General features: G+C 63.1%; 22 protein-coding genes and 1 pseudogene. 11 read left to right on the top strand and 12 right to left on the bottom strand.

Annotation, left to right across the window (positions count from 1 at the left end; translation table 11 throughout):
* Positions 1-152: 152 nt before the first annotated feature.
* Positions 153-1,007, bottom strand: coding sequence for an aldo/keto reductase (locus NKH90_RS28405; RefSeq protein WP_352451452.1), 855 nt, complete (start codon positions 1,005-1,007; stop codon positions 153-155).
* A gap of 229 nt (positions 1,008-1,236) precedes the next feature.
* Here NKH90_RS28405 and NKH90_RS28400 point away from each other — a divergent pair, with 229 nt between their 5' ends.
* The 4 genes from NKH90_RS28400 to NKH90_RS28385 all read left to right on the top strand — a co-directional run bounded on the left by NKH90_RS28400 (position 1,237) and on the right by NKH90_RS28385 (position 3,611).
* Positions 1,237-1,872: an ankyrin repeat domain-containing protein gene (locus NKH90_RS28400; protein WP_352472190.1), complete on the top strand. Its 636-nt coding sequence runs from the start codon at positions 1,237-1,239 to the stop codon at positions 1,870-1,872.
* Between the two features lie 142 nt (positions 1,873-2,014).
* The gene (locus NKH90_RS28395; protein ID WP_352472205.1) at positions 2,015-2,404 is read left to right on the top strand and encodes an ArsR/SmtB family transcription factor; all 390 of its coding nucleotides are present in this window, start codon (positions 2,015-2,017) and stop codon (positions 2,402-2,404) included.
* Positions 2,401-2,934: an SRPBCC family protein gene (locus NKH90_RS28390; protein ID WP_352822340.1), complete on the top strand. Its 534-nt coding sequence runs from the start codon at positions 2,401-2,403 to the stop codon at positions 2,932-2,934. Before NKH90_RS28395 ends, NKH90_RS28390 begins: the two co-directional genes overlap by 4 nt.
* Before the next feature lie 101 nt (positions 2,935-3,035).
* Positions 3,036-3,611 (top strand): dihydrofolate reductase family protein, encoded by a 576-nt coding sequence (locus NKH90_RS28385; RefSeq protein ID WP_352472188.1) that lies wholly within the window; start codon positions 3,036-3,038, stop codon positions 3,609-3,611.
* 64 nt (positions 3,612-3,675) lie between these two features.
* On the opposite strand, the gene NKH90_RS28380 is transcribed toward NKH90_RS28385, so the two are convergent.
* The 6 genes from NKH90_RS28380 to NKH90_RS28355 all read right to left on the bottom strand — a co-directional run bounded on the left by NKH90_RS28380 (position 3,676) and on the right by NKH90_RS28355 (position 9,431).
* The gene (locus tag NKH90_RS28380; RefSeq protein WP_352472187.1) at positions 3,676-4,476 is read right to left on the bottom strand and encodes a class I SAM-dependent methyltransferase; all 801 of its coding nucleotides are present in this window, start codon (positions 4,474-4,476) and stop codon (positions 3,676-3,678) included.
* Positions 4,477-4,628: 152 nt separating this feature from the next.
* Entirely contained in the window at positions 4,629-5,537 is a 909-nt protein-coding gene (locus NKH90_RS28375) for a DUF930 domain-containing protein (protein ID WP_352472186.1), read from the bottom strand.
* A gap of 183 nt (positions 5,538-5,720) precedes the next feature.
* Complete coding sequence (locus NKH90_RS28370) at positions 5,721-6,470, bottom strand: glucose 1-dehydrogenase (RefSeq protein ID WP_352451446.1); 750 nt, start codon at positions 6,468-6,470, stop codon at positions 5,721-5,723.
* A gap of 47 nt (positions 6,471-6,517) precedes the next feature.
* Complete coding sequence (locus tag NKH90_RS28365) at positions 6,518-7,522, bottom strand: sugar-binding protein (protein ID WP_023677316.1); 1,005 nt, start codon at positions 7,520-7,522, stop codon at positions 6,518-6,520.
* Positions 7,523-7,573: 51 nt separating this feature from the next.
* Complete coding sequence (locus tag NKH90_RS28360; RefSeq protein WP_352472185.1) at positions 7,574-8,635, bottom strand: ABC transporter permease; 1,062 nt, start codon at positions 8,633-8,635, stop codon at positions 7,574-7,576.
* Between the two features lie 55 nt (positions 8,636-8,690).
* Positions 8,691-9,431: an ATP-binding cassette domain-containing protein gene (locus tag NKH90_RS28355; RefSeq protein ID WP_352451444.1), complete on the bottom strand. Its 741-nt coding sequence runs from the start codon at positions 9,429-9,431 to the stop codon at positions 8,691-8,693.
* Between the two features lie 451 nt (positions 9,432-9,882).
* Between NKH90_RS28355 and NKH90_RS28350 the strand changes: the two genes are divergently transcribed.
* Together NKH90_RS28350 and NKH90_RS28345 are read left to right on the top strand one after the other, a co-directional pair.
* Positions 9,883-11,316 carry a coiled-coil domain-containing protein gene (locus NKH90_RS28350; RefSeq protein ID WP_352472183.1) on the top strand — a complete coding sequence of 478 codons (1,434 nt, stop codon included), beginning with the start codon at positions 9,883-9,885 and terminating at the stop codon, positions 11,314-11,316.
* A gap of 185 nt (positions 11,317-11,501) precedes the next feature.
* The gene (locus tag NKH90_RS28345) at positions 11,502-13,004 is read left to right on the top strand and encodes a serine hydrolase (RefSeq protein WP_352822345.1); all 1,503 of its coding nucleotides are present in this window, start codon (positions 11,502-11,504) and stop codon (positions 13,002-13,004) included.
* A 19-nt stretch (positions 13,005-13,023) separates the two neighbouring features.
* Here NKH90_RS28345 and NKH90_RS28340 read toward each other — a convergent pair whose 3' ends face one another.
* On the bottom strand, positions 13,024-13,956 hold the full coding sequence (locus NKH90_RS28340) for a hypothetical protein (protein WP_352822337.1): 933 nt from the start codon (positions 13,954-13,956) through the stop codon (positions 13,024-13,026).
* A 265-nt stretch (positions 13,957-14,221) separates the two neighbouring features.
* On the opposite strand from NKH90_RS28340, the gene NKH90_RS28335 reads away from it, so the two are divergent.
* Positions 14,222-14,662: a lipid-binding SYLF domain-containing protein gene (locus NKH90_RS28335; protein WP_352451439.1), complete on the top strand. Its 441-nt coding sequence runs from the start codon at positions 14,222-14,224 to the stop codon at positions 14,660-14,662.
* Between the two features lie 18 nt (positions 14,663-14,680).
* Here NKH90_RS28335 and NKH90_RS28330 read toward each other — a convergent pair whose 3' ends face one another.
* Complete coding sequence (locus tag NKH90_RS28330) at positions 14,681-15,313, bottom strand: TetR/AcrR family transcriptional regulator (protein WP_352489997.1); 633 nt, start codon at positions 15,311-15,313, stop codon at positions 14,681-14,683.
* A 719-nt stretch (positions 15,314-16,032) separates the two neighbouring features.
* Between NKH90_RS28330 and NKH90_RS28325 the strand changes: the two genes are divergently transcribed.
* The 3 genes from NKH90_RS28325 to NKH90_RS28315 are packed head-to-tail and all read left to right on the top strand — an operon-like array spanning position 16,033 to position 19,816.
* Positions 16,033-16,518, top strand: a complete 486-nt coding sequence (locus NKH90_RS28325) for a (2Fe-2S)-binding protein (protein ID WP_352822333.1) — start codon at positions 16,033-16,035, stop codon at positions 16,516-16,518.
* The gene (locus tag NKH90_RS28320; RefSeq protein ID WP_352822331.1) at positions 16,515-17,498 is read left to right on the top strand and encodes an FAD binding domain-containing protein; all 984 of its coding nucleotides are present in this window, start codon (positions 16,515-16,517) and stop codon (positions 17,496-17,498) included. The genes NKH90_RS28325 and NKH90_RS28320 overlap by 4 nt, the downstream gene beginning before the upstream one ends.
* The gene (locus NKH90_RS28315; protein WP_352822328.1) at positions 17,495-19,816 is read left to right on the top strand and encodes a xanthine dehydrogenase family protein molybdopterin-binding subunit; all 2,322 of its coding nucleotides are present in this window, start codon (positions 17,495-17,497) and stop codon (positions 19,814-19,816) included. The genes NKH90_RS28320 and NKH90_RS28315 overlap by 4 nt, the downstream gene beginning before the upstream one ends.
* Before the next feature lie 109 nt (positions 19,817-19,925).
* Here NKH90_RS28315 and NKH90_RS28310 read toward each other — a convergent pair whose 3' ends face one another.
* Positions 19,926-20,936: a zinc-dependent alcohol dehydrogenase family protein gene (locus NKH90_RS28310; protein WP_352541190.1), complete on the bottom strand. Its 1,011-nt coding sequence runs from the start codon at positions 20,934-20,936 to the stop codon at positions 19,926-19,928.
* Between the two features lie 105 nt (positions 20,937-21,041).
* Here NKH90_RS28310 and NKH90_RS28305 point away from each other — a divergent pair, with 105 nt between their 5' ends.
* Positions 21,042-21,971, top strand: a complete 930-nt coding sequence (locus tag NKH90_RS28305; RefSeq protein ID WP_352490004.1) for a LysR family transcriptional regulator — start codon at positions 21,042-21,044, stop codon at positions 21,969-21,971.
* Positions 21,972-22,096: 125 nt separating this feature from the next.
* Here NKH90_RS28305 and NKH90_RS28300 read toward each other — a convergent pair whose 3' ends face one another.
* Positions 22,097-22,861, bottom strand: a complete 765-nt coding sequence (locus NKH90_RS28300) for a slipin family protein (RefSeq protein ID WP_352822324.1) — start codon at positions 22,859-22,861, stop codon at positions 22,097-22,099.
* A pseudogene (locus NKH90_RS28295) lies at positions 22,858-24,248 on the bottom strand (NfeD family protein). The gene NKH90_RS28300 and the pseudogene NKH90_RS28295 overlap by 4 nt, the downstream one beginning before the upstream one ends.
* Between the last annotated feature and the right edge of the window lie 4 nt (positions 24,249-24,252).

Genomic DNA, 24,252 nt, shown 5'->3' with positions numbered 1-24,252 from the left:
CATCAGCCATCGCATCAAGAAATGCGCCTGGAACGACGACTATCTCATCAATGCCATCACTCATATGCGATAGCCCTGCCCTTGAAGGGGAGATGTCCGGCAGGACAGAGGGGGGTGTGAAGGAATGCCAACGTCCCGGTTGGCCCGCCTCGTTAGAACAGGAATGCGGCCGTGGCGGGGTTCGGGCCGGTGCGGCCGTCGGGCGAATCCATGCCCCGGATAAGCTCGAGGTCCTTCGCTTCCAACTCGAAATCGAAGACATCGAAATTGGCGGCGATGCGGTCCTGGTGGATCGACTTTGGAATGACGATCAGCCCTTCCTGAAGGTGCCACCTGACGATCGTCTGCGCCACCGACTTGCCGTGTTTCCTGGCGATGCTTTCAAGCGTCGGATCGCTCAACAGCCGGCCGCTGCCCAGTGGGCTCCAGCTCTCGATGCGGATGTTGTGCCTGTCGTGGAATTCACGTTTGTCACGCTGCTGGAAGCGGGGGTGGAGCTCGATCTGGTTGACGGTCGGCGTGACGCCGGTCTCGCCGATGATCCGTTCGAGGTGGTCCTGGTTGAAGTTCGAAACGCCGATCGACTTGATCCGGCCTGATTGCCTGAGTTCGATCAGCGTCTTCCAGGCCTCGACATATCTGTCCTGGCTGGGCACCGGCCAGTGGATCAGGAACAGGTCGATCTGTTCGATGCCGAGCTTGCTCATCGTCTCGTCGAAGGCGCGCAAGGCGGCGTCGCGCTGATGCGCGCCGTTGCGCAGTTTCGAGGTGATGAACAACTCGCTTCTCGGCACGCCGGCCGAGCGGATCGCCTGCCCGACACCTTCCTCGTTCTGATAGCCTTCGGCGGTGTCGATCAGCCTGTAGCCGGCCTCGATTCCCCAGCGCACCACCTTGGCGGTGATGGCTGGATCGACCTGCCACACGCCGAGGCCGATTTGCGGAATGGCGGAGCCGTCGTTCAATCTGATTTGTTCAGGTCTATTCAGGGTAATCTGTTCAGGCATGTTCAGGTCCTTCTGCATCGTTCCGCCCGGCGCAGGCTCTATCTAGTCTGAATGGCCGCCAAAGCCAGTCGATCTCAGGAGAATGTGAGGAGACGGACGTGAAGCGCTGATCCTCCGCTTCGGGCCGACAGCTCTCTGCGACCCACGGACTCCAGGGAACTCTATACAGGACGACCCCACTATCGCGGATTCTGTGGTATTCTGTGGACGATCCGAGGAGGCGACTGCGTTGACCAACAGCTTGGAAGCCGAAGGGGCAAGAGACTGGTCGCCCCTGCTGGTCGCGGCAGAACAAGGCGATGCGGAGGCGGTTCGATCGGAATTGGCGGCTGGCGCCGACATCAATCAGTCGGACGACGGCGGCTGGTCTGCACTTCACCTTTCAGCCCTCAATGGCCGCACAGCTGTGGTGGAGGCGCTGATCGAAGACCCGGAAATCGACGTGAATGCCAGAAACAAGTGGAAGAGCACGCCCTTGAGCCTTGCGTCGGCCAAGGGACATTACGCGTGTATCGCAGTCCTCGTGAGACACCCCCAAATAGAGATCAACGCGCGAGCTGACTACTACGGCAGAACGGCTCTTATCGAGGCGGCGAAGAACGGGCATCTCGAAGTCGTCAAGTTGCTCGTGGAGAATGGCGCGGAAGTAAATCTGACCGACAAGACGGGCAGAAACAACGCGCTCATCGAGGCTATCAAGGGGCGGCACTACGAGATCGCGGAATACCTGCTGGATTCTGGGAAAGTGAGCTTTATCAACAAAGAGATGAGGCTAAACGCCCTGATCTGGGCTGGCAGCTGCCACAACCCTCAGCTTATCGAAAAGCTGGAAGCCGCGATCCACCGTTTCTTCGACGGCAAATAAGGGCCTCGCCCTTACTGTCGCGGGGCGCGTCCGCATCTCCCGTCACGACAAGCTCGATGGCGCAAACGGTCCCGCGACGCTTCGCATAAATTATTCAACCAAATGGTTGACTATCTCAAAGCGTGCGTCTATATTCAACTACATGGTTGAATTAGAGACACCCAAGATGGACGCGGTTTTTCACGCCCTTGGCGACGCCACCCGGCGGCACATGCTTCGCGATCTCGCCGATGGCGAGAAAACGGTAAGCCAGCTGGCGGAACCCTTCGCGATGTCGCTCGCGGCGGCCTCCAAGCACATCAAGGCGCTGGAGAACGCAGGGCTTATTCGTCGAGAGGTGAGGGGCCGAACGCATCTGTGCCGACTAGCCCCTGGACCGCTGGCCAGCGCCCATCAGTGGCTCAGCTTCTACGAGCGCTTCTGGACCGGTCGTCTCGATGTTCTCGAACGCCTTCTTCGCGAAGAGGACGCACGCAAAGCCCAGGAAGAGCCCAGGAAATCGCCCAACTCAGAAGAAGGAGACGAGCAATGAACCAGATGAGAACCATCGACGCCCATGGCGAGCTGAGCGAGCCCGCCACGTTCACCATTCAGCGCCTCTTGCCCGGCCCCATCGAGCGCGTCTGGGCCTATCTCACCGAGAGTGACTTGCGCCGGCAATGGATGGCCGCGGGCCAGATGGAAATGAAGGCCGGCAGCTCGTTCGAATTGGTCTGGCGTAACGACGAGCTGACGGACCCGCCTGGCCAGCGACCAGCGGGCTTTCCCGAAGAGCATCGGATGGAGGGCCGGATCACCGAACTCGATCCGCCGCGCAAGCTTTCCATCACCTGGGGAAACACCGGCGGCGTCTCCTTCTTGCTGGAGGCGAAGGGTAACGATGTGCTGCTCACCGTCGTTCATCGCCGCCTGCCGGAACGTGCAATCCAGCTCAACATCACGGCCGGCTGGCACATACACCTCGACCTGCTGGCCGCCCGCCTGGCGGGCAAGACGCCGACCTCGTTCTGGGACGGCTGGAGCCGCCTGCGGGAAGAATACGACCGCCGCCTGCCGGCCTGATGTAACTCGCGGCGGCCATCCCTGAGGTCGCCGCCAGCAACACGAAGCAACGCTGAACCGATGAAACGTGCTTGCATCCCGCAAGCCTGATGGAGGAAGTCATGCGCAAATTAATCGCTGGAATGAAAATTTCCGTCGACGGCAAGATGGAGGGGCCCGAGGGTTACGCCGATTGGGTCGACGCGTGGTCGGACGAATACGGCCTGACGCCGCAAATCGACGCTTGCCTGCTTGGCAGCGTCATGTATGCCGGCTACGAGCGCTACTGGAGCGCCATCCAGAACGAGCCCGACAAGCCGCTGCCGATGACCGGCAAATTGCCGAAGCCGGCCGAGCTCGAATGGGCCCGCTTCGCCGCGCAGACCCCGCATTATGTGCTGTCGAACACAATGACTTCGGCGGCCTGGCCAAAGACGCGCTTCGTGCGGAATTTCGAGGATATCGCTGCACTGAAACAGCAGCCCGGCAAGGACATCTACCTTATGGGCGGCGCCCGAATTACCGCGAGCCTTATCGATGCCGGGCTGGTCGATGAGCTCAGGCTCATCGTCTATCCGCTGCTCGCCGGTGAAGGAAAGGCGCTGTTTGGGACGGCGAAAAATCGTCGTGGGCTCGAACTGCGCAAGGTCGAACAGCTTTCGGACGGCCGCGTTGGGCTGGTCTACGGGATCGGCTAAAGCGCGTCGCGTTCGATCGGCCTCATGCGATGCGCTTTTTACACGGCATGCATTAGCGCCAACGTCAGGCAACGACGCCGCGGCAGGCCCAGGCGACATTGGCAAAGGACCTCGGGCCGTCGGGCCGGCCGGCCTCATAGGCGTCGCGCATGGCGGCGTCGGTGCGCGCCCGCTCTTCCGGGTCGAGCGCGGCCACATACTTGCCGAGCGGCCCTTCGCCGGCGGCAATCGGCGCCCAGTAATCATCGAAATTTTGGTAGTCCATGCGGATCATCAACTGGGTTTCCGTAACGTCGCGGAGATCCTGTTCGACAAAGGTCCGTTTCATTTCACCCGGCTGCATCATCGGCTGCGTGCAATAGCGGGCACGCAACTGGCGTCCGCCTTCACTGAGCACCGCCACCGTGTCGATCATCATGCGCATCCCCGGCATGCCGCCGAGATGGTCCCATACCGTCGCCGCGACGACGCCGCCCGGCCGCACGACGCGGCGCATCTCGGCGACTGCCTTGCCGGCTTCGGGCACGAAATGGAGCACGAGCAGGGCTAGGGCACGGTCGAACGCGCCATCCTCAAAGGGCAGGGCGCAGGCATCCGCCTGACGGATTTTTATCCGCGGATCGGTGTTGCGTCGGATTGCCTCCTCGACGAAAACGGCCGAAAAGTCGATCGCCGCGACCTCGCCGAGGTCAGCGGCCTTGACGAGCGCGAAGGTCAGGCTGCCGGTACCGCAACCGACGTCGAGGATGTTTTCGCCGTCGGCAAGCCCCACGAAGTCGATGAACAGCGGCGCGAGTCTTTGGCTCCAGCGGCCCATGAGCTGCTCATAGCCGGCAGCATGATGAACATTGAAACTTGAAGTCATCGAAGCCTCCTCCCAAAGCCGTATGCTAGACTTCGGCGGCCGCTGACGAAAGCCACTTTTGGCGCGTGTTGGTTCGGCAGCCCGGAGCGCGCGAAGACATCGCCGGCCGGATTTGACGGCGCCGACCAGCCAGCCTCCGTGGCCTCGACCACCTATTCGGCGGGCAACCCGCGGCGCTTCCATTCGCTGCGCGGCACCGGATCTCCGACACGGAAGGCGAAGGAAATGACTTTCGTCGCGTCCGGATCGACCTCGCAACGATAGCTCAAATCGTACCACTGCCCGTTGGCACGGAAGGCGGTCCTGGGAACTTGCATGATAGTGCCTTCCTTCAGCCTGAATGAACGCAAGAGGTCGGGAAAATAGGGGGGCGAGGCGCGGCGCAACTGTTCGCGCAATTCCGTGAGGCAGAGCTGACCGATCCGCACGGGGCGGGGTATATTGCCCATTGCGCTTGTCGCTATCGGATCACCGGTTGCTGCTTCCGAGAACAACGTCTTGGCTTGCTGAAGCTTCAAGGGTTTTTGCTCCTTGACATCCGCTGGCTTGGGCTTCGGCGGCGGTGATGCGCCAGGCGACGGAGCCTGGTCTTTCCCCTCGACCGCTGTCACGGCAGGTGGCTGTGCAAGATCCTGGTTACTGGGAACTTGCGGCGCTGGCGGTTGTTCCGAACCATCCTCCGCACTGTTGCCGTCCAGAGACTTGCGAGGACCGGCGTCCTTCTCACCGAATTGGAAGACAGGTCTCTGCGCGGTGACCTCACGGCTCGTCGGCGTCTCGACCTTGGCTTCCGGCTGCTTTTCCGGCTTGGGCGGTTCAGCGGGGGACGGAGGTTTGGTTTTTTCCGGCGGTTTAGGCGGCGGCACGATATCAACTGCGATGGGCTGCTCCTTCTGCGGCTGCGGGGGCGACAGCGGCAGTGCGGACAAAAGAAGCGCGGCGGCGAGCAAATGCACGACCGCGGAGGCAGGCAAGGCCCACCCGAAAACCCGGCGCTGATCCCGTATGTCGTTTCTCATCATGACCGGTGTGTGGAATGAAATATTGGCGGCATCAAGCATCGATGCCGCCGGACGTCGAAATAACCCGTTGCGAATCGATAGTCGGCGGCTGCAACACGGCGCGGCATCCAATCGTGTGGCGTCGGCGTCCGCGCAGGGGACCGGGCCAGCAGCGCATGCGGCAAGTCGTCATTTCAGGCGGCTAGCAGGCACGCCCTGCCGGCACGGTGTCGCCGGTTGAAATCACAGGGAAACCGATAGCCCGCCGTCAACCGCCAGCACGTGCCCGTTGACGTAAGCGGCAGCGTCGGAGGCGAGAAACACCACGGCTCCGCCGAGCTCCTCAGGCTGGGCCCAGCGGCCCGCGGGGGTTCGTGCCTCGACCCATTTGGTGAAGGCCTCGTCGCGCATAAGTGCGGTGTTGAGCTCGGTGGCGAAATAGCCGGGGGCGATCGCGTTGACGGTGATGCCGTGACGGCCCAGCTCAGCGGCAGTGGAGCGTGTCAGCCCGTGCAGGCCCGCCTTTGCCGCCACATAGGCGTGAATGGTGGGACGGCCAAGGATCGCTGCGACCGATCCGGTGTTTATTATGCGCCCGAACTTGTTTGGCAGCATCAGGCGCACCGCGTCGCGCATCATGCGGAAGCAAGCCGACAGATTGACGGCAACCACATGGTTGAAATCCTCGTCCTGCCATTCGACCAGCGGTTTACGATGCTGGATGCCGGCGTTGTTGACCAGAATATCGAGGCGGCCGTGGCGTTCGACGATTCCTTCGAGCGACGCCCTTGAGATCGCCGCGTCGGTGACATCGAACGGCAGGGCTTCTGCACCGATCCTTTCGGCGGCCGCGGAAAGGGCGGCCATGTCGCGCGCATTGACGATCACCGTCGCGCCGTTTTCCGCAAGTGCCTTGGCCATGGCAAAACCAAGACCACGCGAGGCACCCGTGACCAATGCGACACGGCCCTTGAGCGAGAACAATTCCGGCATTGAGATCCCCTGTGAAAAGGGCGGGAGTTTCCTCCCGCCCAAAAGCACTATTTGGCGACGCAAGTGTCGGCTGTCTCCGGAGTGCAGACATCGAGGCCCGTGTAGGTCGGGTCGGCCGGCGGAGCCTTGCCCTCCTTCATTTCCTTCAGCGCCATCATCGTCTTGTAGCCCATCTCGAACGGCCGCTGGCCGACCTGGCCAAGGGAGAAACCTTCCTTCATCTGGTCGATCTGTACCGGAAGCGTGTCGGCAACGACAAGGGCCAGGGCTTTCGAGGCGATCTTGTCCTTGTACGGTGCGACCGCGGCGCGGTTGGCATCGGGAATGAACTGCGGGAAGCCACCGGTTGGGACGAATGCGTCGAGGTTCGGGTTTTTCGCCATGATATCCTCGAACTGTTGCACCGAAAGCGGGAAATCATCGTTGGTGTAGAGCGGACAGCCTTCGATTTCGGTCCAGCCGTTCTGGCCCGTCAGCCGATCCCCGGGCGAGGCCGCCGATTTGGTGCCCGAAAGCGTATCGCGAATGCCCTGCATGCGCTCGTTGTGGTTGGCCGCCGCGGCGCCGCCGGACTGGATGCAGATCGTGCCGCCTTTGGGCTTGATCTGCATTACAAGCTTGGCGAGGTTCTCGCCGATTTCGTAATTGTGCGTGCCGATATAGGCAACGCGGAGATCCTTGTTTTCGGGCAGGAGATCGGAGTCCCAGGTGAGGACCGGGATGCCGGCTTCCTTGGCGGCCTGCAGCGCAACCGCCATCGCCGCGGCGTTCGATGGCGACACGGCGATGCCGTCCACCTTCTTGGCCACGAGGTCCTGTACGATCTGCACCTGCTCGTCGCCACCACCATGTTCGCCGGGGCCGATATACATGCACTCCACGGCGCCATTGGATTCGGCCTCGGCTTTCTTGCAGCCGTCGCGTGCCTGGTCGAAGAAAGGATTGTTCATGTTCTTCGGCACCAGGGCGAAGGTGTATTTCGCCTGGGCGCCGGAAACGGCGAGCACCATTGCGCCAAGCGCCACGGCGGCCGTCAGCAGATGTTTTTTCATGTGACGTTCTCCTCCTGGGTGTGATCCCGCAAGCCTCCCGCCGGCGGGTTTCTAGCGGCGTTTTTTGGGCATCAAGACTGCCAGCGACGCGGCGAGAATCGATTTGCCGCCGGTTTGCATGCCCAAAAGAACCGCAAGAACGATGAAGGCGCCGACGAAGGCACCCTGCCAATTTGAATCGATACCGGCCATCAGCAGCGCATTCCTGATCACCTCGAGGAAGGCCGAACCGATGATCGCACCGAAGGCCGTGCCGGCGCCGCCCATGAGGCTGGCGCCGCCAATGACTGTCGCGGCGATAACGCGCAGCTCGTAGCCCTGGCCCATGGCATTGATGGCCGAGCCGTTATAGCCGAGGAGCAGGAGCGAGGCGAGCGCGGCGGTGAAAGCCGAGAAGACATAGGCCTGGAATTTAATCCAGTTGACCGGAACGCCGGTGAGCCGTGCCGCCTCCTCATTGCCGCCGATGGCGAAGAGATGCCGGGCCCAGGCTGTGAAGTTGAATACGAAGCCGAGAATCAGGGCCAAGATCACCATGGTCCAGAATTGTGACGACAGTTCTGGTATCCAATGCGGTGCCCAGTCGTTCGGACCATGCCGCGGCCATTTCCACTGACCGATTGCCTTCACGATCGGAGCATCGGGCCCGAACTGGTAGAGCATCTGGTTGGCCGAGAATACGACCGCCAGCGAGCGCGCGACGGACAGCATACCGAGGGTGACCACAAAGGACGGCATCCCGACATAGGCGACAAAGAATCCGTTGACCGCGCCACAGGCCAGACCGGAGAAAAGGCCCATGGCGAAGGCGACGTACCAGGGATAATGCCAAGTGAGGAACAGGCCGGCGACGATGACCACGAGACCCATGACGGAGCCGACCGACAGATCGATACCGCCGGTGATGATGACGATCGTCATGCCAAGTGCCATGATGCCGAAAGGTGCGAAATTGCGCGTCACATTGGCGACATTTTCAGACGTGCCGAAGCTCGGCTCCATCGCAGTCATCAACATGACGAGCGCGATGAGCGCGATCGTCACCCAGAAGGGCTGACTTGAAATCACACGCTGGAGAACTGTTTTTTCCTTGGTCGGGACGAAATCCGACATGGCCGGCCGGCCATGTTCTTCGACTGAGCCCTGAACGCCAATTGACTCCTGAACACTATTCGCCACGGATGGCCCCCGTTATCAGTCCAGTGATTTCCTCGGGCGATGTTTTGTCGGCTGGCTTGTCGGCAACTTTCGAGCCCCGCCTGAGGACGATAATGCGATCTGCCACGGCGAACACGTCAGGCATTCGGTGACTGATCAGCATGACGCCGACTCCTTGTGCTTTGAGGCGTCGGATCAGTTCGAGTACTTCCGCCACCTGGCGCACGGAGATGGCGGCCGTTGGTTCGTCCATCAGCACCAGCTTGGCATTTGAAAGCCGGGTCCGCGCGATGGCGACCGCCTGGCGCTGCCCACCCGACATCTTCCTGACGAGGTCGCGCGGCCGGGTTTCCGATTTGAGTTCCTTGAACAGCGCTGCCGAGCGATCGATCATCGCCTGCTTGTCAAGAATCCTGATCGGCCAGAAGCCTTTCTTGATCTCGCGCCCCAGAAAGACGTTCTGCGCGGCCGTCAGATTATCGGCGAGCGCCAGGTCCTGATAAACAACTTCGATCCCCTTGGCGCGGGCCTGCACGGGCTGGTGGAAGTGGCACACCTCGCCCTCGACTACAATTTCGCCGTCGCTCGGAGGAAAATTCCCGGCCACAGTCTTGACTATCGTCGACTTGCCGGCGCCGTTGTCCCCCATCAGACCAACGACTTCGCCTCGCTCCACCTGGAAGCTGACGTCAGTCAGGGCCTGGATAGCCCCGAAATTCTTGGAGACGTGGCAAACCTCAAGCACCGGCATCGCGGTCCTCCCGGGACAACATTTATCGGTCTTGTCCCTGGTCAATGCACAGCAGCTAATCAGCGAAACGTATTCAACACAATCATTTATTAGGTCAGGCCTTCCGGCCGTAACGCGCCTCGTCCAAGTGTGACTTGTAGCTGCTGCAGAGCACCGAGGCGCTCGGCCGATCCGTACAACAGCCACCAGGCGATCCTCATGCTTGCGCCGCTTCATATCCGTTTCGGGTGAAATGAGTGGGCATTTTTCGAGCGGTGCCAACGCCTCGGGTATGGAGCGCGGCAGAACACGGCTATGCGTCATTCAAACACACGAGGACAGTGGCCAAGCCTGTCCCTAGCGTGCGTCGGCCAGAGCGCACGTCAGGAGATGAACCCGCATTCGGGGGAGGCGAGGGTCAAGTATTGAAAATCCGCTCCTTGCCGGCGCTGCACGAGAGGGATATTCGGTCATGAATTTCAAAGGTTTGATCAAGCGTGCCGAGACAGTGGAGAGAGCGTTCAAGGAGCTCGAAACCGATTTGGCGGATGCGTTTAGCGAATGTCTCAATGTGGACGATCAGTCGCCGTTGAACGACGTCACTGTGCCGGATGAGACGGTATCGGATGAGAATCTCGCGACAACGGATGACAGCTCGCAGCTCGAAGCCAATGCGGACGCCTTCGAGACCGCACGACGGCTGTCCCCCCATACGCAAACCCGGCTGGCTGCCTTAAATGCGGTCGATGGGCTCTTTCACGACGCGCAGGAGTATCTGGGGGAGATCAATGCGAAACTGTCGGAGATCGCGACCTCGCATCATCTGACGGGCGAATTCCTGAAACTGCTTCACGGCGACATTCTTCGCGCCAACGAATTGGAGCTGGCAAATACCGGCCTGACCGCGCAGCAAAGGGTGCTGTCCGAACAGCTCCACGATGCAACCAGAAAGCAGCGCGAGCGCGACAGCGCTATCGAGGCCCTGCAGCAGCACGAGGCGAGCCTGGTCGAGGACAAGGAAGCACTTCGCGGCGCGCTGGCTGCGGCAAGGCTGGAACTCGTCGTCGCAGGCAATGCGAGCGCAAAACGCGAGGCCGAGTTCGGCGAGCTTGTCAAAACGCTCTCGGCCAGAGCGGTCGAGGCCAACAGACGCTCGCGCGAGAACGAGATGCTGCGGGAGAAGCATGTCAGTCTGTCGATCGATCTCGACAAGGCGCTGAAACGGGAGGCCGAGGCGCGGCACAGGCTGGACGAACTCTCGACCGTCCATGCCAATGACGCCGCGCAGGTTTCCGAACTGCTGGCCGCGCTTGGCAAGAGCGAGAAAGAGGAAATGCGGCTGCAGAAATCGCTCGATATGGCGCAGACGAAGCTATCGGAAATAACGGAAGCGGCCCGCCTCAGGGACGGTGACAGGGAAGCCGAGCTTGCACGCAGTGTCGCGGAGATGACCGGCTTGCGTTCTGAAATCGAGGACCTTCGATCGCGGCTGGAAGCCGCCTCCAACCACAACAGCGAAGCCGTCACCGAGATCGCCAGGCTCAAGGCTCAAGCGAGCGACGCGGTGGCCGAAAAGCAAATTGTCGAGCAAAAATTGTCCGCTCTCACGAAGGAGAGCGAACACGACAAGATGAACCTTTCCGCGGTCAGCGCGAATTTTTCGCAGCTTTCCCTGCAGCAGGCATCCGAACAGATACAGTTCGACGTCCAGCGGCAGGAATGCGAGGATCTGCGAGCCGAAGTCGCGTCGCTTCAAGCCCGGGTCAAGGAACTGTTGCCCTATGAGCGGCTCCACAAGGCCACCAACGCCAGACCGCGTGAAGACGGCGTGGTCGAGATCACCGCCGCGGTGGCGGAGAAGGCCCGCGCCAGCAGGCGGCGCCTTCGCCTGCGCGCTGCTTCGTAGCTCAGGCGCGGCTGTCTGAATTTCGACTGGTGCGAAGCGAACATCCGTCGATGGAAGCGATCCTTGGGGCTGGCCTCCCCTGCGTCAGGCTGCAATAGTGCACGCCGGTGAGGCGGAGGGGGCTGAGCGTGCGGCTATTCACAAACCGGAACCACCTCCGTTGGAGGTTGGCCGTCATCGCAATCATGGTGCTTTCGCCGAAGGCGGCGTCGGCCGACACCATTACGCCCGACCGGGTCGCCGCGGCCATTGCGAAGCTCGAATTGCTTGCCGAAGGCGTCGTCGCGGATGGTAGCGTGCCCGGTCTGGCCATCGGCGTCGTGCACGGCGACGAGGTGATCTTCCTCAAGGGGTTCGGGCATCGCGAAGCCGGAAAACCGGAGATCGTCGATGCTGACACGGTCTTCCAGATTGCCTCGCTCTCCAAGCCGGTCTCCGCCACCGTCGTGGCGGCGCTGGTCAGCGACGGGATCGCTTCGTGGGATTCCAAGATCGCCGACCTCGATCCGGCTTTCCGGCTCGCTCAGCCCTATCCGACCAGCGAACTCACGGTCCGCGACCTGTTTGCGCACCGCAGCGGGCTTCCCGGCACCGCCGGCGACGACCTCGAGGACATCGGCTATGACCGCGCGGAGATCCTGCGCCGGCTGCGGTTCGTGTCGCCGTCATCGAGCTTTCGTGCGGGCTATTCCTACAGCAATTTTGGACTGACCGAGGGTGCCGTCGCGGCCGCGAAGCCGACGGGTAAATCATGGGAAGAGGTCGCCGAAGAGAAGCTCTACCGTCCGCTTGGAATGGCCTCGACCAGCTCCCGTCATTCGGACTTCATCAAGCACGCCAACCGCGCCGAGCTCCACGCCAAAATCGATGGCGCCTGGACCGCGAAGGTCCAGCGCTATCCGGATGCGCAGGCGCCAGCAGGCGGCGTCAATTCCACCGCACGCGACCTCTCGCAATGGATGCGCCTTGTGCTCGGCAACGGGGTCTATGCCGGCAAGAGACTCATTGCCGCCGATGCGCTGGACCAGACACATATTCCCTTGACGGCTCGCGGCAAGAATCCCGTCTCCGGAGGCGAGGCCTTCTACGGCCTCGGCTGGAATATCGAATTCGGCCGGCACGGGCTGATCTGGGGTCACGCGGGCGCCTTCAGCGCCGGCGCACGCAGCCTGGTGATGCTCTTCCCCGAGGAGAAGCTTGGCATCGTCGTCATCGCCAACGCCTTTCCGACAGGCGTGCCGGAGGGGCTGTCCGACAGCTTCGCCGATCTCGTTTTCGACGGAACGCTGGGCAAGGATAAGGTAAAGGCATGGAATAATATCTATGCGAGCATGTTCGGCCCGGTGATTGCGGCGGCCAAGGCCACCTATGCCGCGCCGCCCTCTCCAGCAAGTCCGGTCGAGCCGGCCAGTGCCTATGCGGGCCGTTACTTCAACGACTTCTTCGGCGAAGCTATTGTATCGGGCGAAGGAGACACTCTTGTCCTCAAGGTCGGGCCTGCCGGCGCGCGGTCCTATTCGCTGAAGCATTTCGACCGCGACCTCTTCGTGACCTTCCCCGATGCCGAGATGCCGGACAGGCCCTCGGCCGTCAGCTTTGCCGTCGGCCGCGACGGCAAGGCGTCGGCCATCACCGTCGAATTTCTCGACGACAATCATCTCGGCACGCTGCGGCGCGTGGGGGATTAGCCACCGGCGGTGAGGGAGCCTATGCCGGGCCGAACTGGAGCAATTTGAAGCAATCGCCGCTTCCCGACTTCAACTGCGTCAGGAAGGGTTTCGACCGGTCGAGCCATTCCTGGTGCGATCTGGCATCGGCTTCGATTTCATTGGCCGGTGCAAGCTTGACGAAGCCGCGCCCCGTGCTGAAAAGCCAGCACGCGCGGGCGAGAAACCGCCTGCTGCGCTGGCGCAGGAGGTCGGCATCATAAAAGACGTCGAGCACCTCCTGCTTGATCTTCCGTTCCTTTTCGGGATTGGCGATCGCAACCTCGATCGGCTCGCCGCCGATTGCATCCTGCAGGTCCTTGTAATCCAGAGCGATCTGGGTAGTGGCATATTTGATATCGCTCTCGTCCCGGACGATGTTGAACCATAGCGTTGGGTTGAGCTCGTTGACGACGAACGATGCTTCGAAATCGCGCGACAGATTCAGGATATCGAACCCCTGAACATCGACGTCGCGCTCGACCAGAAGGATCTGCGAAACCTGCTTGGCGAGCGCCGTTCCGTGGGCGCTGACGGCGGCATTGTTTCCGCCGTGTTCCGGACTGACATAGGCACCGCCATCATCCAGCAGCGCGTCGAATTCGCCGAGGGCCTCCACGACAGCGCTGCCGCGGGCAACACGCGCCGCCAGTTTGGCGAGAACCTGCTGGAGCTCCGTTTCGCGTTTGCGCTGGTCCTGATAATTCTGCTGAAAAAAGAAGATGAACAGGGACACGCCAATCCCGATCAGGATCACGCCCAGCTGCGAAAAGATATTGCGATAATATTCCAGCAGCTTTTCACGATGGCGTACGTCGTCACGCACACTGTGCGCCACGCGAAGATTGACGATCAGCGAAACGACCAGGAGCCCGGCGCCGACCAGGATCAGGCCACCGATCAGCAGGTAGCCATGTCGTGAGTTGAAGTCCATTGCTTTGCCGCGCTCCCGAAACCCCAGACAGCGCAGACTAATACCATTCCGCCTCAACACCTACGATCATCCCCACCATTCGGCCACTGTTCTTACAGCCAGGACTACGCTCGCCATCCGCCTCGTTTCGTGGCGGTCTTCTCGCAGCCGGATTCAGGCCGCGTGCTTGGAACCAATGACCGGCGAGACTGTTCAGCTATGACTTTGATACGACGCCGACGTGCCCGGCCGGCTGGGCATGCGGCGATCTTGAGGAGTTCTCATCATGAAGATTTCGTCCAGATTTCGTTCAGTCGCAGTTGCCGTCATCGCTGCGGCGGCAGTTAGCTTTGCCAGCGTCGCGCATGCCGACAGCGGTACGATCCGCTTCGCCGTCTACAAGGCGGCCTTCTTCATCGGCGGCTCCGGAGGCGAGGGCACACTGACCTTCCATGGTCGCCGATATCCGATCTCGGTCGGCGGCATCTCGGGCGGCCTCGCCTTCGGCGCCTCCAAGACCTATTTCAAAGGTACCGTGCGCCACATACGCCGCGCCCGGGATGTGACGGGGGTGTACGGTGCAGCGGGCGGTGGCGGCGCGCTCGGCAAAGGAGCCCAGGTGATCGTCATGACCAATGACAAGGGTGCCCAACTCGAACTCACGGGCAGGCAGGTAGGCCTGCAAGTCAATGCCGATCTCAGCGGTATGAGCATCTCGCTGAAATAAGGACAGTCACTGCATTCGTTATTCCTTGGATGGGCCGGATTTGGCCGCTCCAAACCGCAGCCCATCCATCAGCAGCGACACCAATCGGCGCGAGCGATCGCGCCAGTCCTTGGTGTCCGGGGCCGAATAGATGCCGCCCAGCGCATGCAGCACGTCGGAGGCATCGACATCGCCGCGGATCGAGCCGTCGGCGACCGCGGCATCGATCAGCCGCCGCAAGGCGAGCGTCACCCTGCCGGAAACGTCGGAGAACAGGGTTGAGTTGGTCGTGAGCAGGATGCGCAGGCTTGTCGACAGCCCGCGCTTGGTGGCGATGTAGTCGACGAAGCGCTGCATCCATTGTTCGAGCGCCATGTCGGGCGCATGATCGCGGGCGAGTTCTTCGGCCGCCTGGCACAGTCCTTCCACCTCGCGCCGATAAACCACCTCGACCAGGTGCTCGCGGGTTGGGAAATGCCGGTAGAGCGTGCCGATGCCGACGCCGGCCTGGCGCGCAATCTCCTCCAGCGAGGCATCGACGCCTTGCGCGGCAAAGGCTTTTGCCGCGACCTCGACCAGAGCATCGCGGTTGCGCTGCGCGTCGGCGCGCAGCGGCTTTGCAACGGCGGCTTCGGTTTTGTCTCCAGAAATGACGGGCGGCTCCGCGGCCAATTTTTTCTCCAGTGCTGATCCGAAGCATACCCGGATAGGCAGGCCCCATTTCAAGAACGCAGACGCTTCCACCTTCGTTACGTCTCCGACAAATATAATCGCAAGTAAATATAATCACAGGATCGAGTCTGGGCCGGCGTTCCGGCAGGCGAGGCATCTTGCCCGCCTCCGGTGCACGGCCCGTGGATGACGTCCGGTGGATGACGACGGAGGATATTTCCTCGCGGCCGGCACTCCTCATCTGTTCGGCCGATGCCGTGGGGCAAAAATGAGCCCATGTTGAGCACGATCCCCTCAGGATCATTGGACTGTCCTGCCCCTACAGACAGTTCAGAGAGCACCACCGGCTTGGGCCGGTGGTGCTTTTTTGTCTCCAGGCATGACGGCCGGCTGCCCTGCCAATTTTCTCCAATTTTGATCATTTTCGATCCTGGGCTTGAACAGGGCGGAGCAGGCCCTTAGGTAATAAGCGGAGGCGCCTCCGATTGTGGAGCGCCTTTCTCATGTAATCACGGGATCGGGTATGTCACGTCTTTCGACCTCGCAAGCCGCAGCCCTCCCGGAGCTCGCGCCAAGTCGAATCGACCCCCTCTGCCCTGCCGGGCATCTCCCCCGCAAGGGGGGAGATTGGCTCACCTAGCCATAAGCTGATCTTGCCGCTCGCCGGCCGGGCACCAGATCATCCCCTCCCGCGTCAAGCAACTGGACCCAGACGCCCCATGACAAGCAAAACCCGAACTCCAATCCAACTTCGAATCAACGGACATCGACATGAGCTGGAGGTCGAACCGCGCGTTACCCTGCTCGACGCCTTGCGCGACCATCTCGGCCTGACCGGCACCAAGAAGGGCTGCGACCAGGGCCAGTGCGGCGCCTGCACCGTTCATATCGACGGCCAGCGCGTGCTGGCCTGCCTGACGCTCGCCACTCAGGCTGAAGGCAGGGACATCACCACCATCGAAGGGCTTGCCGGGGAGGATGGCACGCTGCATGCGGTGCAGGCCGCCTTCCTCGAACAGGATGCCTTCCAGTGCGGCTATTGCACGCCGGGCCAGATCATGTCGGCGGTCGCCTGCATTCGCGAAGGCCATGCCGGCTCGGATGAGGATATCCGCGAATACATGGCCGGCAATCTCTGCCGCTGCGGCGCCTATCCGCATATCGTCGCCGCCGTGCGCCAGGCGGCCGTGGAGGCCGCATCATGAGGGATTTTTCGTATCTCCGCGCCAGCTCCGTCGATGCAGCCCGTGAGGCAGCAGCACTTCCCGGCGCCATGCTTTTGGCCGGCGGCACGACGCTTGTCGATCTCGCGAAATGCGGCGTTGCCGAACCCGAGACCGTGGTCGACATCACCCATCTCAAGGGACTGGACACGATTGCCGTTGATGACCGGGGCGCCACGATCGGCGCGCTGGCCAGGATGAGCCGCGTCGCCGACCATGCCGATATCAAGAGCCGGTTCCCCGCCGTCTCGGAAGCATTGTGGCAGGCGGCGTCGGCGCAGCTGCGCAACATGGCGACGATCGGCGGCAATCTGATGCAGCGTACGCGCTGCCCCTATTTCCGCGATCCGGCGAATTTCCCCGCTTGCAACAAGCGCTCGCCCGGCAGCGGCTGCTCGGCGATCGGCGGGGTCACCCGCGGCCATGCCGTGCTCGGCACCAGCGAGGCCTGCATCGCCATCTATCCCGGCGACCTGGCGGTTGCACTCGTCGCCTTCGACGCGATCGTCCATCTCGGCGACCGTCAGGTCGCCGTCGATGATTTTTTCCTGTTGCCGGGCAGCACGCCCGAAAGGGAACATGCGATCGAGCCCGGCGAGATGATCACCGCGATCGGCATTCCCGCTTCGGCGGCCGCCCGCCGCTCGACCTATCTCAAGGTCCGCGACCGCCAGTCCTATGAATTCGCCGCGGCAAGTGCCGCGGTCGGCATCGAATTCGAGGCCGACGGAAGGACGATCCGCGATCTGCGCGTCGCGCTTGGCGGTGTCGCCACCAAGCCATGGCGCGCCCTTGCCGTCGAAGAGGCGCTGAAAGGCAAAGTGCTCGAGCCGGAGGTCGTCAGGCAAGCCAGCCTGCTCGCCGTCGAGGGCACCGTCGACCATGGCGCCAACCACTACAAGATCGAACTGGCGCCGCGCGTCGTCGCCCGCGCCATCCTCAAAATGGGAGAAACGGCATGACCGTTCACGAGTTGAGAACAAGACCCGGCGATGCCAAACGCGGCGACGCTTCGGACGGTGCCGTCCTCGCCGACCAGGTCGGCGGCCGGCTGTCGCGCGTCGACGGCCCGGCCAAGATCACCGGTGCCGCCAAATACGCCGTCGAGCAGCAGCTCGAGGGGCTTACCCATGCGGTGCTGGTCGAGAGCACCATTGCCGCCGGCCGGGTGCGTTCGATCGACACGGCCGCGGCCAAGGCGTCGCCCGGCGTGCTGCTGGTGCTGACGCCCGACAATATCCTGCCGCTGAGAACCGCAACGGACTGGCTGGGCACGCCGCCGCCGGACGTCGCCTATTGCCCGCTGGCGCGCGACATCACCTTCAGCGGCCAGCATGTCGCGGCGGTGGTGGCCGAGAGTTTCGAGCAGGCGGTCGCCGCCGCGGCGCTGGTCAAGATCGCCTATGACGAGGCGCCGGCGATCGTCGACCTCAGCGATCCAAAGGCCGGCGACGGCATCCCCGTCGATGCGATGACCAAGGAATGGGGCGAGGCGGAGACAGCGTTCGCCTCGGCTCCGGTCAGGATCTGCAACGCCTACAACACGCCGCGCGAATACCAGGCGCCGATGGAGCCGCATGGCCTGATCGCAAAGTGGCAGGGCGACCAGCTGACGGTCTGGGAGCCGAGCCAATGGCTCGACGGCATGGCGCGGACCTATGCCGAATGGTTCGGCGTGCCGTTCGAGAATGTACGACTGGTCTCGCCCTATATTGGCGGCGGCTTCGGCTCCAAGGCGTTTGCCTATGGCTACGGCGCTGTAGCGGCAGTCGCCGCGAAAATGCTGGGACGGCCGGTGAAGCTGGCGGTCACCAGGCCGCAGACCTTCACCGCCTATGGCGGACGGGCGGCGACGCGCCAGACCGTGGCGCTCGGCGCCAACGCGGAGGGCCAGATCCAGTCGATCGTGCATCGCGGCGTCAATGAGACCTCGGTCGACGGCATGTGGGTCGAGCCGCTCGGCTCGGTCACCTCGGTCATGTACGCGACGCCGAATTTCTCGTCGCGGCAGAACGTCGTGCGGGTCAACACGGTGGTGCCGGGGGCATTGCGCGCGCCGGGCGAGAACCCGAGCGCCTTCGGCATCGAAAGCGCCATCGACGAGCTCGCCTATGAGGTCGGTATCGATCCGCTGGAAATCCGGCTCAGGAATTATGCCGAGCAGGATCCGCATGCGAAGAAGCCGTGGTCGACACGGCAGCTGCGTGAGGCCTTCGCGGCCGGCGTCGAAGCCTTTGGCTGGTCGAAGCGGAACCCCCGGCCGCGTTCGATGCGCGACGGCAACCAGCTGATCGGCTGGGGTGTCGCGGCAGGCACCTATCCGGTGCGGCGCGCCTATGGCGAGGCGGTCGTGCGCATTCTCGCCGACGGCTCGGTCGAGGTCGAAAGCTCATCGATCGACATGGGGCAGGGCACCTACACGATCCTGGCGCAGACCGCCGCCGAGGTGGTGGGCGTGCCGGCGGAAAACGTCGTCGTCAAGCTTGGCGATTCCCGCTATGCCCGTGCCGGCGTCACCGGCGGTTCGCGGCTGGCCGGGGTGATGACCGGCGCCGTCCACAAGGCGGCGAGTGCCGCGCTCGACCAGCTGATCGGGCTCGCCATCAGCGATCCGGCTTCGCCGTTCCATGCGCTGCAGGCCAACACGCTCGTCGTCGCCAATGGCCGCATCGCCTCGCCGCGCGGCAACGGCCCTGAGGTTTCGATCGCCGAACTGCTCAGCAGCGTCGGGCGCGAGCATATCGAGGCGAAGGGCGACACCATGCCGGCCAATTCGACGGTCGAGGACCGCTACAAGAACTACACCACCATAGCCATGGCGCTGCCACACACCGAGGGCGACTATTCCCGCCACAGCTGGTGCGCGCATTTCATCGAAGTCCGCGTCGACGAGGACTTTGGCACGGTTCGCGTTTCCCGCGTGGTGTCGGCGCTGGATTCGGGCCGGCTCTACAATCCCAAGCTCGCCGAAAGCCAGTGGAAGGGCGGAATCATCATGGGCATCGGCCAGGCGCTGCTCGAGGAGGGCATCGTCGACCGCCGGCATGGGCGCATCGTCAACAACAATCTCGCCGACTATCTCATCGCCACCAATGCCGACATTCCCGACATCGAGGTGATCTCGGTCGGTATTCCCGATCCGCATTCCTCGGTGCTGGGCGGCAAGGGGGTCGGCGAGCTGGGCATCGTCGGCGTGGCGCCGGCGATCGCCAACGCGGTATTCCACGCCACCGGGAAAAGGGTGCGGGATCTGCCGATCACGCTGGAGAAGCTGATTTAGGCGGAGGTTGGGACTGTCGGCGCGTTGGCGATTGGCAAAAGCCGAGGTGACGACCGATCTCCCCACGAGAGGGGAGATCGGCAGCTTCAACGCTCTGCCTTTTTCAGGCTCACCACGACAGACTGAACGCGAGCTTGCCGAAATGCCGGCCGCCGGCTGCCATGTGGGCGTAGGCCTCGGTCGCCTGGTGCTGGCTGTAGACAGTGTCGATGACCGGATCGATACGGGCGGCGCCGATGGCCCGCGCCGCGTCGCACAGATCGGATACCGAACCGGTGTTGTTGCCCACCACCTTGAGTGCCTTGATGATGATCGGTAGCAGGTTCGTGGTGGCCTCGGCGCCGGTGACGAAGCCGATGGCGAACACCGTGCCGCCGGGCGCCGCGGCATTGATGGAGCGGGCGAAGGTGGCCGAGCCGCCGGTTTCGACGATCAGATCGGCGCCGAGGCCGTCGGTCAACTCGAGCACCTTGGCGTCCCAGTCCGGCGTCTCACGATAATTAATGAGATGATCCGCACCCAAGGCCTTGGCGCGCGCCAGCTTTTCGTCAGACGACGAGGTGATGATGACCGTGGCGCCGGCTGCCTTGGCCAGCTGCAGGGTCAGGATCGAGACACCGCCGGTACCGAGCAGGACGACGACCGACCCCGGCCCGGCATCGGCGGCGCGAAGCGCATTCCACGCGGTGGTGCCGGCGATCGGCAGCGTCGCTGCCGCTTCGAAGGACAGATGCGCCGGCATCGGCACGACGGCATTGGCCGGCAGCGCGACATATTCGGCGAGCGAGCCGGGCAGTGTCAGCCCGCGCATCTCTCTGGTCTCATAAGGCCGCGGACGGCCGCCGATCCAGCGCGGTTTTGCATGGGCGATGACGCGGTCGTTGATGGCGAGCCTCGACACGCCCTCGCCAATGCCGACGATCTCGCCGGCGCCGTCGACGACGGGAATGAGCGGAAAGCTCGGACCTGGATAGTTGCCGCTCGCTATCGCGACATCGACAAAATTGAGGCTTGCGGCGCGCAGGCGGATCAGCACTTCGCCGCGTTGCGGTTCAGGCGTGGGAACGGTGGCCGCGCGAAACGCGTCCAGTCTCGGGGCAGTCAGTTCGATCGCTTTCATGTCTCACTCCGGTTGATGGCCGATTGACGGGCCGGGATTGAGTGAAACTAGCTGCTGCGCTATTGGTATATAATCCTTGGCTTTTACATTTGAGCTCTGCACCTGATGCAGCAATCGCACGAACCGGCAGCATTGGTCGAAATGGCCGCCTTCGCGGCAATCGCTGAAGCACGCTCCTTCACCAGGGCGGCTGCTCGCATCGGCCGCGACGCGACGATCCTGTCGCGGCGCCTTGCCTCGCTGGAAGAGCGGTTGGGCGTGCGCCTGCTGCACCGGACGACACGAAGCGTATCGCTGACCGAGGCGGGTTCGGAATTTCTCATCCGGGTCCGCGCCATCCTGGCTGCGGTCGACGAGGCCGAGGCTGCCGCGTCGGCGCATGCCGGCGGCGGGCCGCGCGGCGTGCTGCGGCTGGCGCTGCCCGGCTCGTTCGGGCGCATGTGGATCGGCCCGCTGCTGCCGCAGTTTCTCGCCGAATTTCCCGATGTCCGTATCGAGGCCGAGTTCTCCAACCGCTTCGTCGATCTCGTCGCCGAGAATTTCGATGTCGCCGTGCGTCTCGGCGCGCTGGAGGATTCGCGGCTGGTGGCGCGCAAGGTCGCTACACGGCGGCGGCTGCTGTGCGCCGCGCCGTCCTACCTCGCCCGCCGGGGCACGCCGACTGAACCTGAAGCACTGCTGGAACACAGTTGCCTGGGCTTCTCAGGCTTCCAGACCTTTCCGGCCTGGGAGATGACCGACAGTTCGGGCCGTCGCGTCAGTATCGAGGTCTCCGGGCCGCTGGTCACCGATGATGCCGAGGTACTGGTCGAAGCCGCCGTGCAAGGCGTCGGACTGATGATGAGCACGGATTGGCTGGTCGGACGCGAGCTCGCCGACGGCCGTCTGGTGCCAGTGCTGGAGGACTGGACGCTTGCCGACGAGGGCGCCGTCTATGTCGTCATGCCTTCGGCCAAGGGGCAAGCCGCCAAGACACGTGCCTTCGCCGACTGGATCGGCAAACGCTTTGCGCCGGTCCCGCCGTGGCGGAGGTGAGGGTGGGTCGCGGCGCGTGGAGCGTCAGCGCCGTCTCTCGTAGGGAAGGCGTCGGCGATCTATGTGAGACGACCTCCTCTGGCCGCTTCGCAGCCATCTCCCCCTCGAGGGGGAAGATTACGCGCTCAGCCGCCTCCACCACCCTGCTTGATGAAATGACCGAGCAGATCCATCGGCACCGGAAACACGACCGTCGACGAGCGCTCACCGGCGATGTCATGGAGAGCCTCGAAATAGCGTAGCTGCATGGCCTGCGGTGCTTCGGCCAGCATCTTGCCGGCCTCGACGAGCTTTGCCGCCGCCTGCTGTTCGCCGTCGGCATTGATCACTTTCGCACGCCGCAGCCGTTCCGCCTCGGCCTGCTTGGCGATGGCGCGGACCATGTTCTCGTTGAGGTCGACATGCTTGATCTCGACATCGGAGACCTTGATGCCCCAGGCATCGGTGCGCTGGTCGAGAATCTCCTGGATATCGCTGTTGAGCTTGTCACGTTCGGCCAGCATTTCGTCGAGCTCATGCTTGCCGAGCACCGAGCGCAACGTGGTCTGTGCCAGCTGGTTGGTGGCGGTCATGAAGTCTTCAACCTGGATCACCGCCCGCTCGGCGTCGACGATACGAAAATACAGCACCGCGTTGACCTTCACCGAGACGTTGTCGCGCGAGATCACGTCCTGCGGCGGGACGTCCTGGACCACCACTCGCAGGTCGACCTTCACCATCTGCTGCACGAAAGGGATGAGGATGATAAGGCCGGGGCCCTTGACTCCGGTGAAGCGGCCGAGCGTGAAGACCACGCCGCGCTCATATTCCCGCAGGATGCGAATGGCCGCGGACAGGAACATGACCACGACGAGCGCTGCTGCCAGATAGGCCACATAACCGATGATCATTGCCTTGCTCCATCGCTTCTCACATTGCGGCGCCGTATCGTCAGCACAAGATCCCTGACATCGGCCACCTCGACGCTGTCGCCCACTGCAAGCGGTTCGTCGGCTTTTGCCCGCCAGCGCTCGCCCCGGGCGAGCACGTGGCCCTCGCTGCCCTGCCAGTCGAGGACCTCCGCCGGCAGCCCCTGCATGGCCTGTGCGCCAACACGCGGAACGTTCTTGCGGGCCGCCCACAGATAGCTGCCGGTCAACAGCGCCAGGCCGAGCGTCAGGACGGCGGCGGTGCCGATAACGGCCCACGACATCTCGAAGCCGGGCCCCTCGATCCTGAGCAACATTGCAGCGCCCAGCAGAAACGCAGCCAGCCTCCCAGCCCAAGGACCACAGTCGGGTTCAAGGCTTCGACGACCAGGAAGATGATGCCAAGCAGCATCAAGGCAAGGCCGGCATAGCTGATCGGCAGGAGATTGAGCGCATAGAGTCCGAGCAGAAGGCAAATCGTGCCGATCACGCCGGGCGCGACCGCGCCCGGGCTCGTGAATTCGAAGACGAGGCCATAGACGCCGACCAGCATCAGGATGACGGCGATGTTCGGGTCCGTGATCACGGCGAGAAGCCGGATGAGCCAGCCTGGCTCGAGCGTTTCGACCGGCAGTCCTTTCGTCGCCATTGCCTCTTTTTTGCCGACGATCTCGACTGTCCGGCCGTCGGCCAGTTGAAGCAGTTCGGTGGTGTCGCGGGCGACGAAGTCGATGACATGCTGCTGCAGCGCCGCGCCGGCCGACAGGCTGGCCGCCTCGCGCACGGCCTTTTCTCCCCATTCGGCATTGCGCCCGCGCAATTCAGCCAGGCTGCGGATCAGGGCAACGGCATCGTTCGTCGCCTTGGCGATCATCGCATCGCCCGCGGGTGCGTTCTTCTTGTCCTTGTCCGCCTCCGGGCCATCGTTCTTGCCGCCGGGAAACGATGGCAGCGGCCCGCCCATCTCGATCGGCGTTGCCGCGCCCAGATTGGTGCCGGGCGCCATCGCCGCCAGATGGGTGGCGTAGAGGATGTAGGTTCCGGCGCTCGCTGCGTGCCCGCCGGCGGGCGCGACATAGCCGATGACGGGAACCGGCGAGGCGAGAATGCCGGCGATCATCTCACGCATGCTGGTGACCAGCCCGCCGGGCGTGTCCATCTGCAGGATGAGAGCCTGGGCATTTCGGTCCGCGGCAACCGCCAGTGCTTCCTCGAGCTGCCTGGCACTCGCCGGACCGATGGCGCCGTCTATCTCGACGCGCAACACAATTTTCTCCCGGCCGTCCGCCTCTCCGGTTGCTGAAGAGGGACAAACGGCCGCAACAGCCACGAAAGCCGCGGCAAGCAGGACCGCACGCGCGAGTTTCACGCTC

The organism is Mesorhizobium sp. M0898 (genome assembly GCF_040319695.1).
GTDB lineage: Bacteria > Pseudomonadota > Alphaproteobacteria > Rhizobiales > Rhizobiaceae > Mesorhizobium.
The sequence above is the reverse complement of the archived record's forward strand: the minus strand, read 5'-3'. Positions and strand labels throughout refer to the sequence as shown.

Coding starts and splice junctions, on each gene's coding strand:
- NKH90_RS28350 (WP_352472183.1), top strand. CDS start 9,883: ATGAATTTCAAAGGTTTGATCAAGCGTGCCGAGACAGTGGAGAGAGCG.
- NKH90_RS28305 (WP_352490004.1), top strand. CDS start 21,042: ATGCAGCAATCGCACGAACCGGCAGCATTGGTCGAAATGGCCGCCTTC.
- NKH90_RS28300 (WP_352822324.1), bottom strand. CDS start 22,861: ATGATCATCGGTTATGTGGCCTATCTGGCAGCAGCGCTCGTCGTGGTC.
- NKH90_RS28345 (WP_352822345.1), top strand. CDS start 11,502: ATGGTGCTTTCGCCGAAGGCGGCGTCGGCCGACACCATTACGCCCGAC.
- NKH90_RS28390 (WP_352822340.1), top strand. CDS start 2,401: ATGAACCAGATGAGAACCATCGACGCCCATGGCGAGCTGAGCGAGCCC.
- NKH90_RS28335 (WP_352451439.1), top strand. CDS start 14,222: ATGAAGATTTCGTCCAGATTTCGTTCAGTCGCAGTTGCCGTCATCGCT.
- NKH90_RS28355 (WP_352451444.1), bottom strand. CDS start 9,431: ATGCCGGTGCTTGAGGTTTGCCACGTCTCCAAGAATTTCGGGGCTATC.
- NKH90_RS28365 (WP_023677316.1), bottom strand. CDS start 7,522: ATGAAAAAACATCTGCTGACGGCCGCCGTGGCGCTTGGCGCAATGGTG.
- NKH90_RS28370 (WP_352451446.1), bottom strand. CDS start 6,470: ATGCCGGAATTGTTCTCGCTCAAGGGCCGTGTCGCATTGGTCACGGGT.
- NKH90_RS28325 (WP_352822333.1), top strand. CDS start 16,033: ATGACAAGCAAAACCCGAACTCCAATCCAACTTCGAATCAACGGACAT.
- NKH90_RS28320 (WP_352822331.1), top strand. CDS start 16,515: ATGAGGGATTTTTCGTATCTCCGCGCCAGCTCCGTCGATGCAGCCCGT.
- NKH90_RS28315 (WP_352822328.1), top strand. CDS start 17,495: ATGACCGTTCACGAGTTGAGAACAAGACCCGGCGATGCCAAACGCGGC.
- NKH90_RS28310 (WP_352541190.1), bottom strand. CDS start 20,936: ATGAAAGCGATCGAACTGACTGCCCCGAGACTGGACGCGTTTCGCGCG.
- NKH90_RS28405 (WP_352451452.1), bottom strand. CDS start 1,007: ATGCCTGAACAGATTACCCTGAATAGACCTGAACAAATCAGATTGAAC.
- NKH90_RS28395 (WP_352472205.1), top strand. CDS start 2,015: ATGGTTGAATTAGAGACACCCAAGATGGACGCGGTTTTTCACGCCCTT.
- NKH90_RS28385 (WP_352472188.1), top strand. CDS start 3,036: ATGCGCAAATTAATCGCTGGAATGAAAATTTCCGTCGACGGCAAGATG.
- NKH90_RS28375 (WP_352472186.1), bottom strand. CDS start 5,537: ATGCTTGATGCCGCCAATATTTCATTCCACACACCGGTCATGATGAGA.
- NKH90_RS28340 (WP_352822337.1), bottom strand. CDS start 13,956: ATGGACTTCAACTCACGACATGGCTACCTGCTGATCGGTGGCCTGATC.
- NKH90_RS28380 (WP_352472187.1), bottom strand. CDS start 4,476: ATGACTTCAAGTTTCAATGTTCATCATGCTGCCGGCTATGAGCAGCTC.
- NKH90_RS28360 (WP_352472185.1), bottom strand. CDS start 8,635: ATGTCGGATTTCGTCCCGACCAAGGAAAAAACAGTTCTCCAGCGTGTG.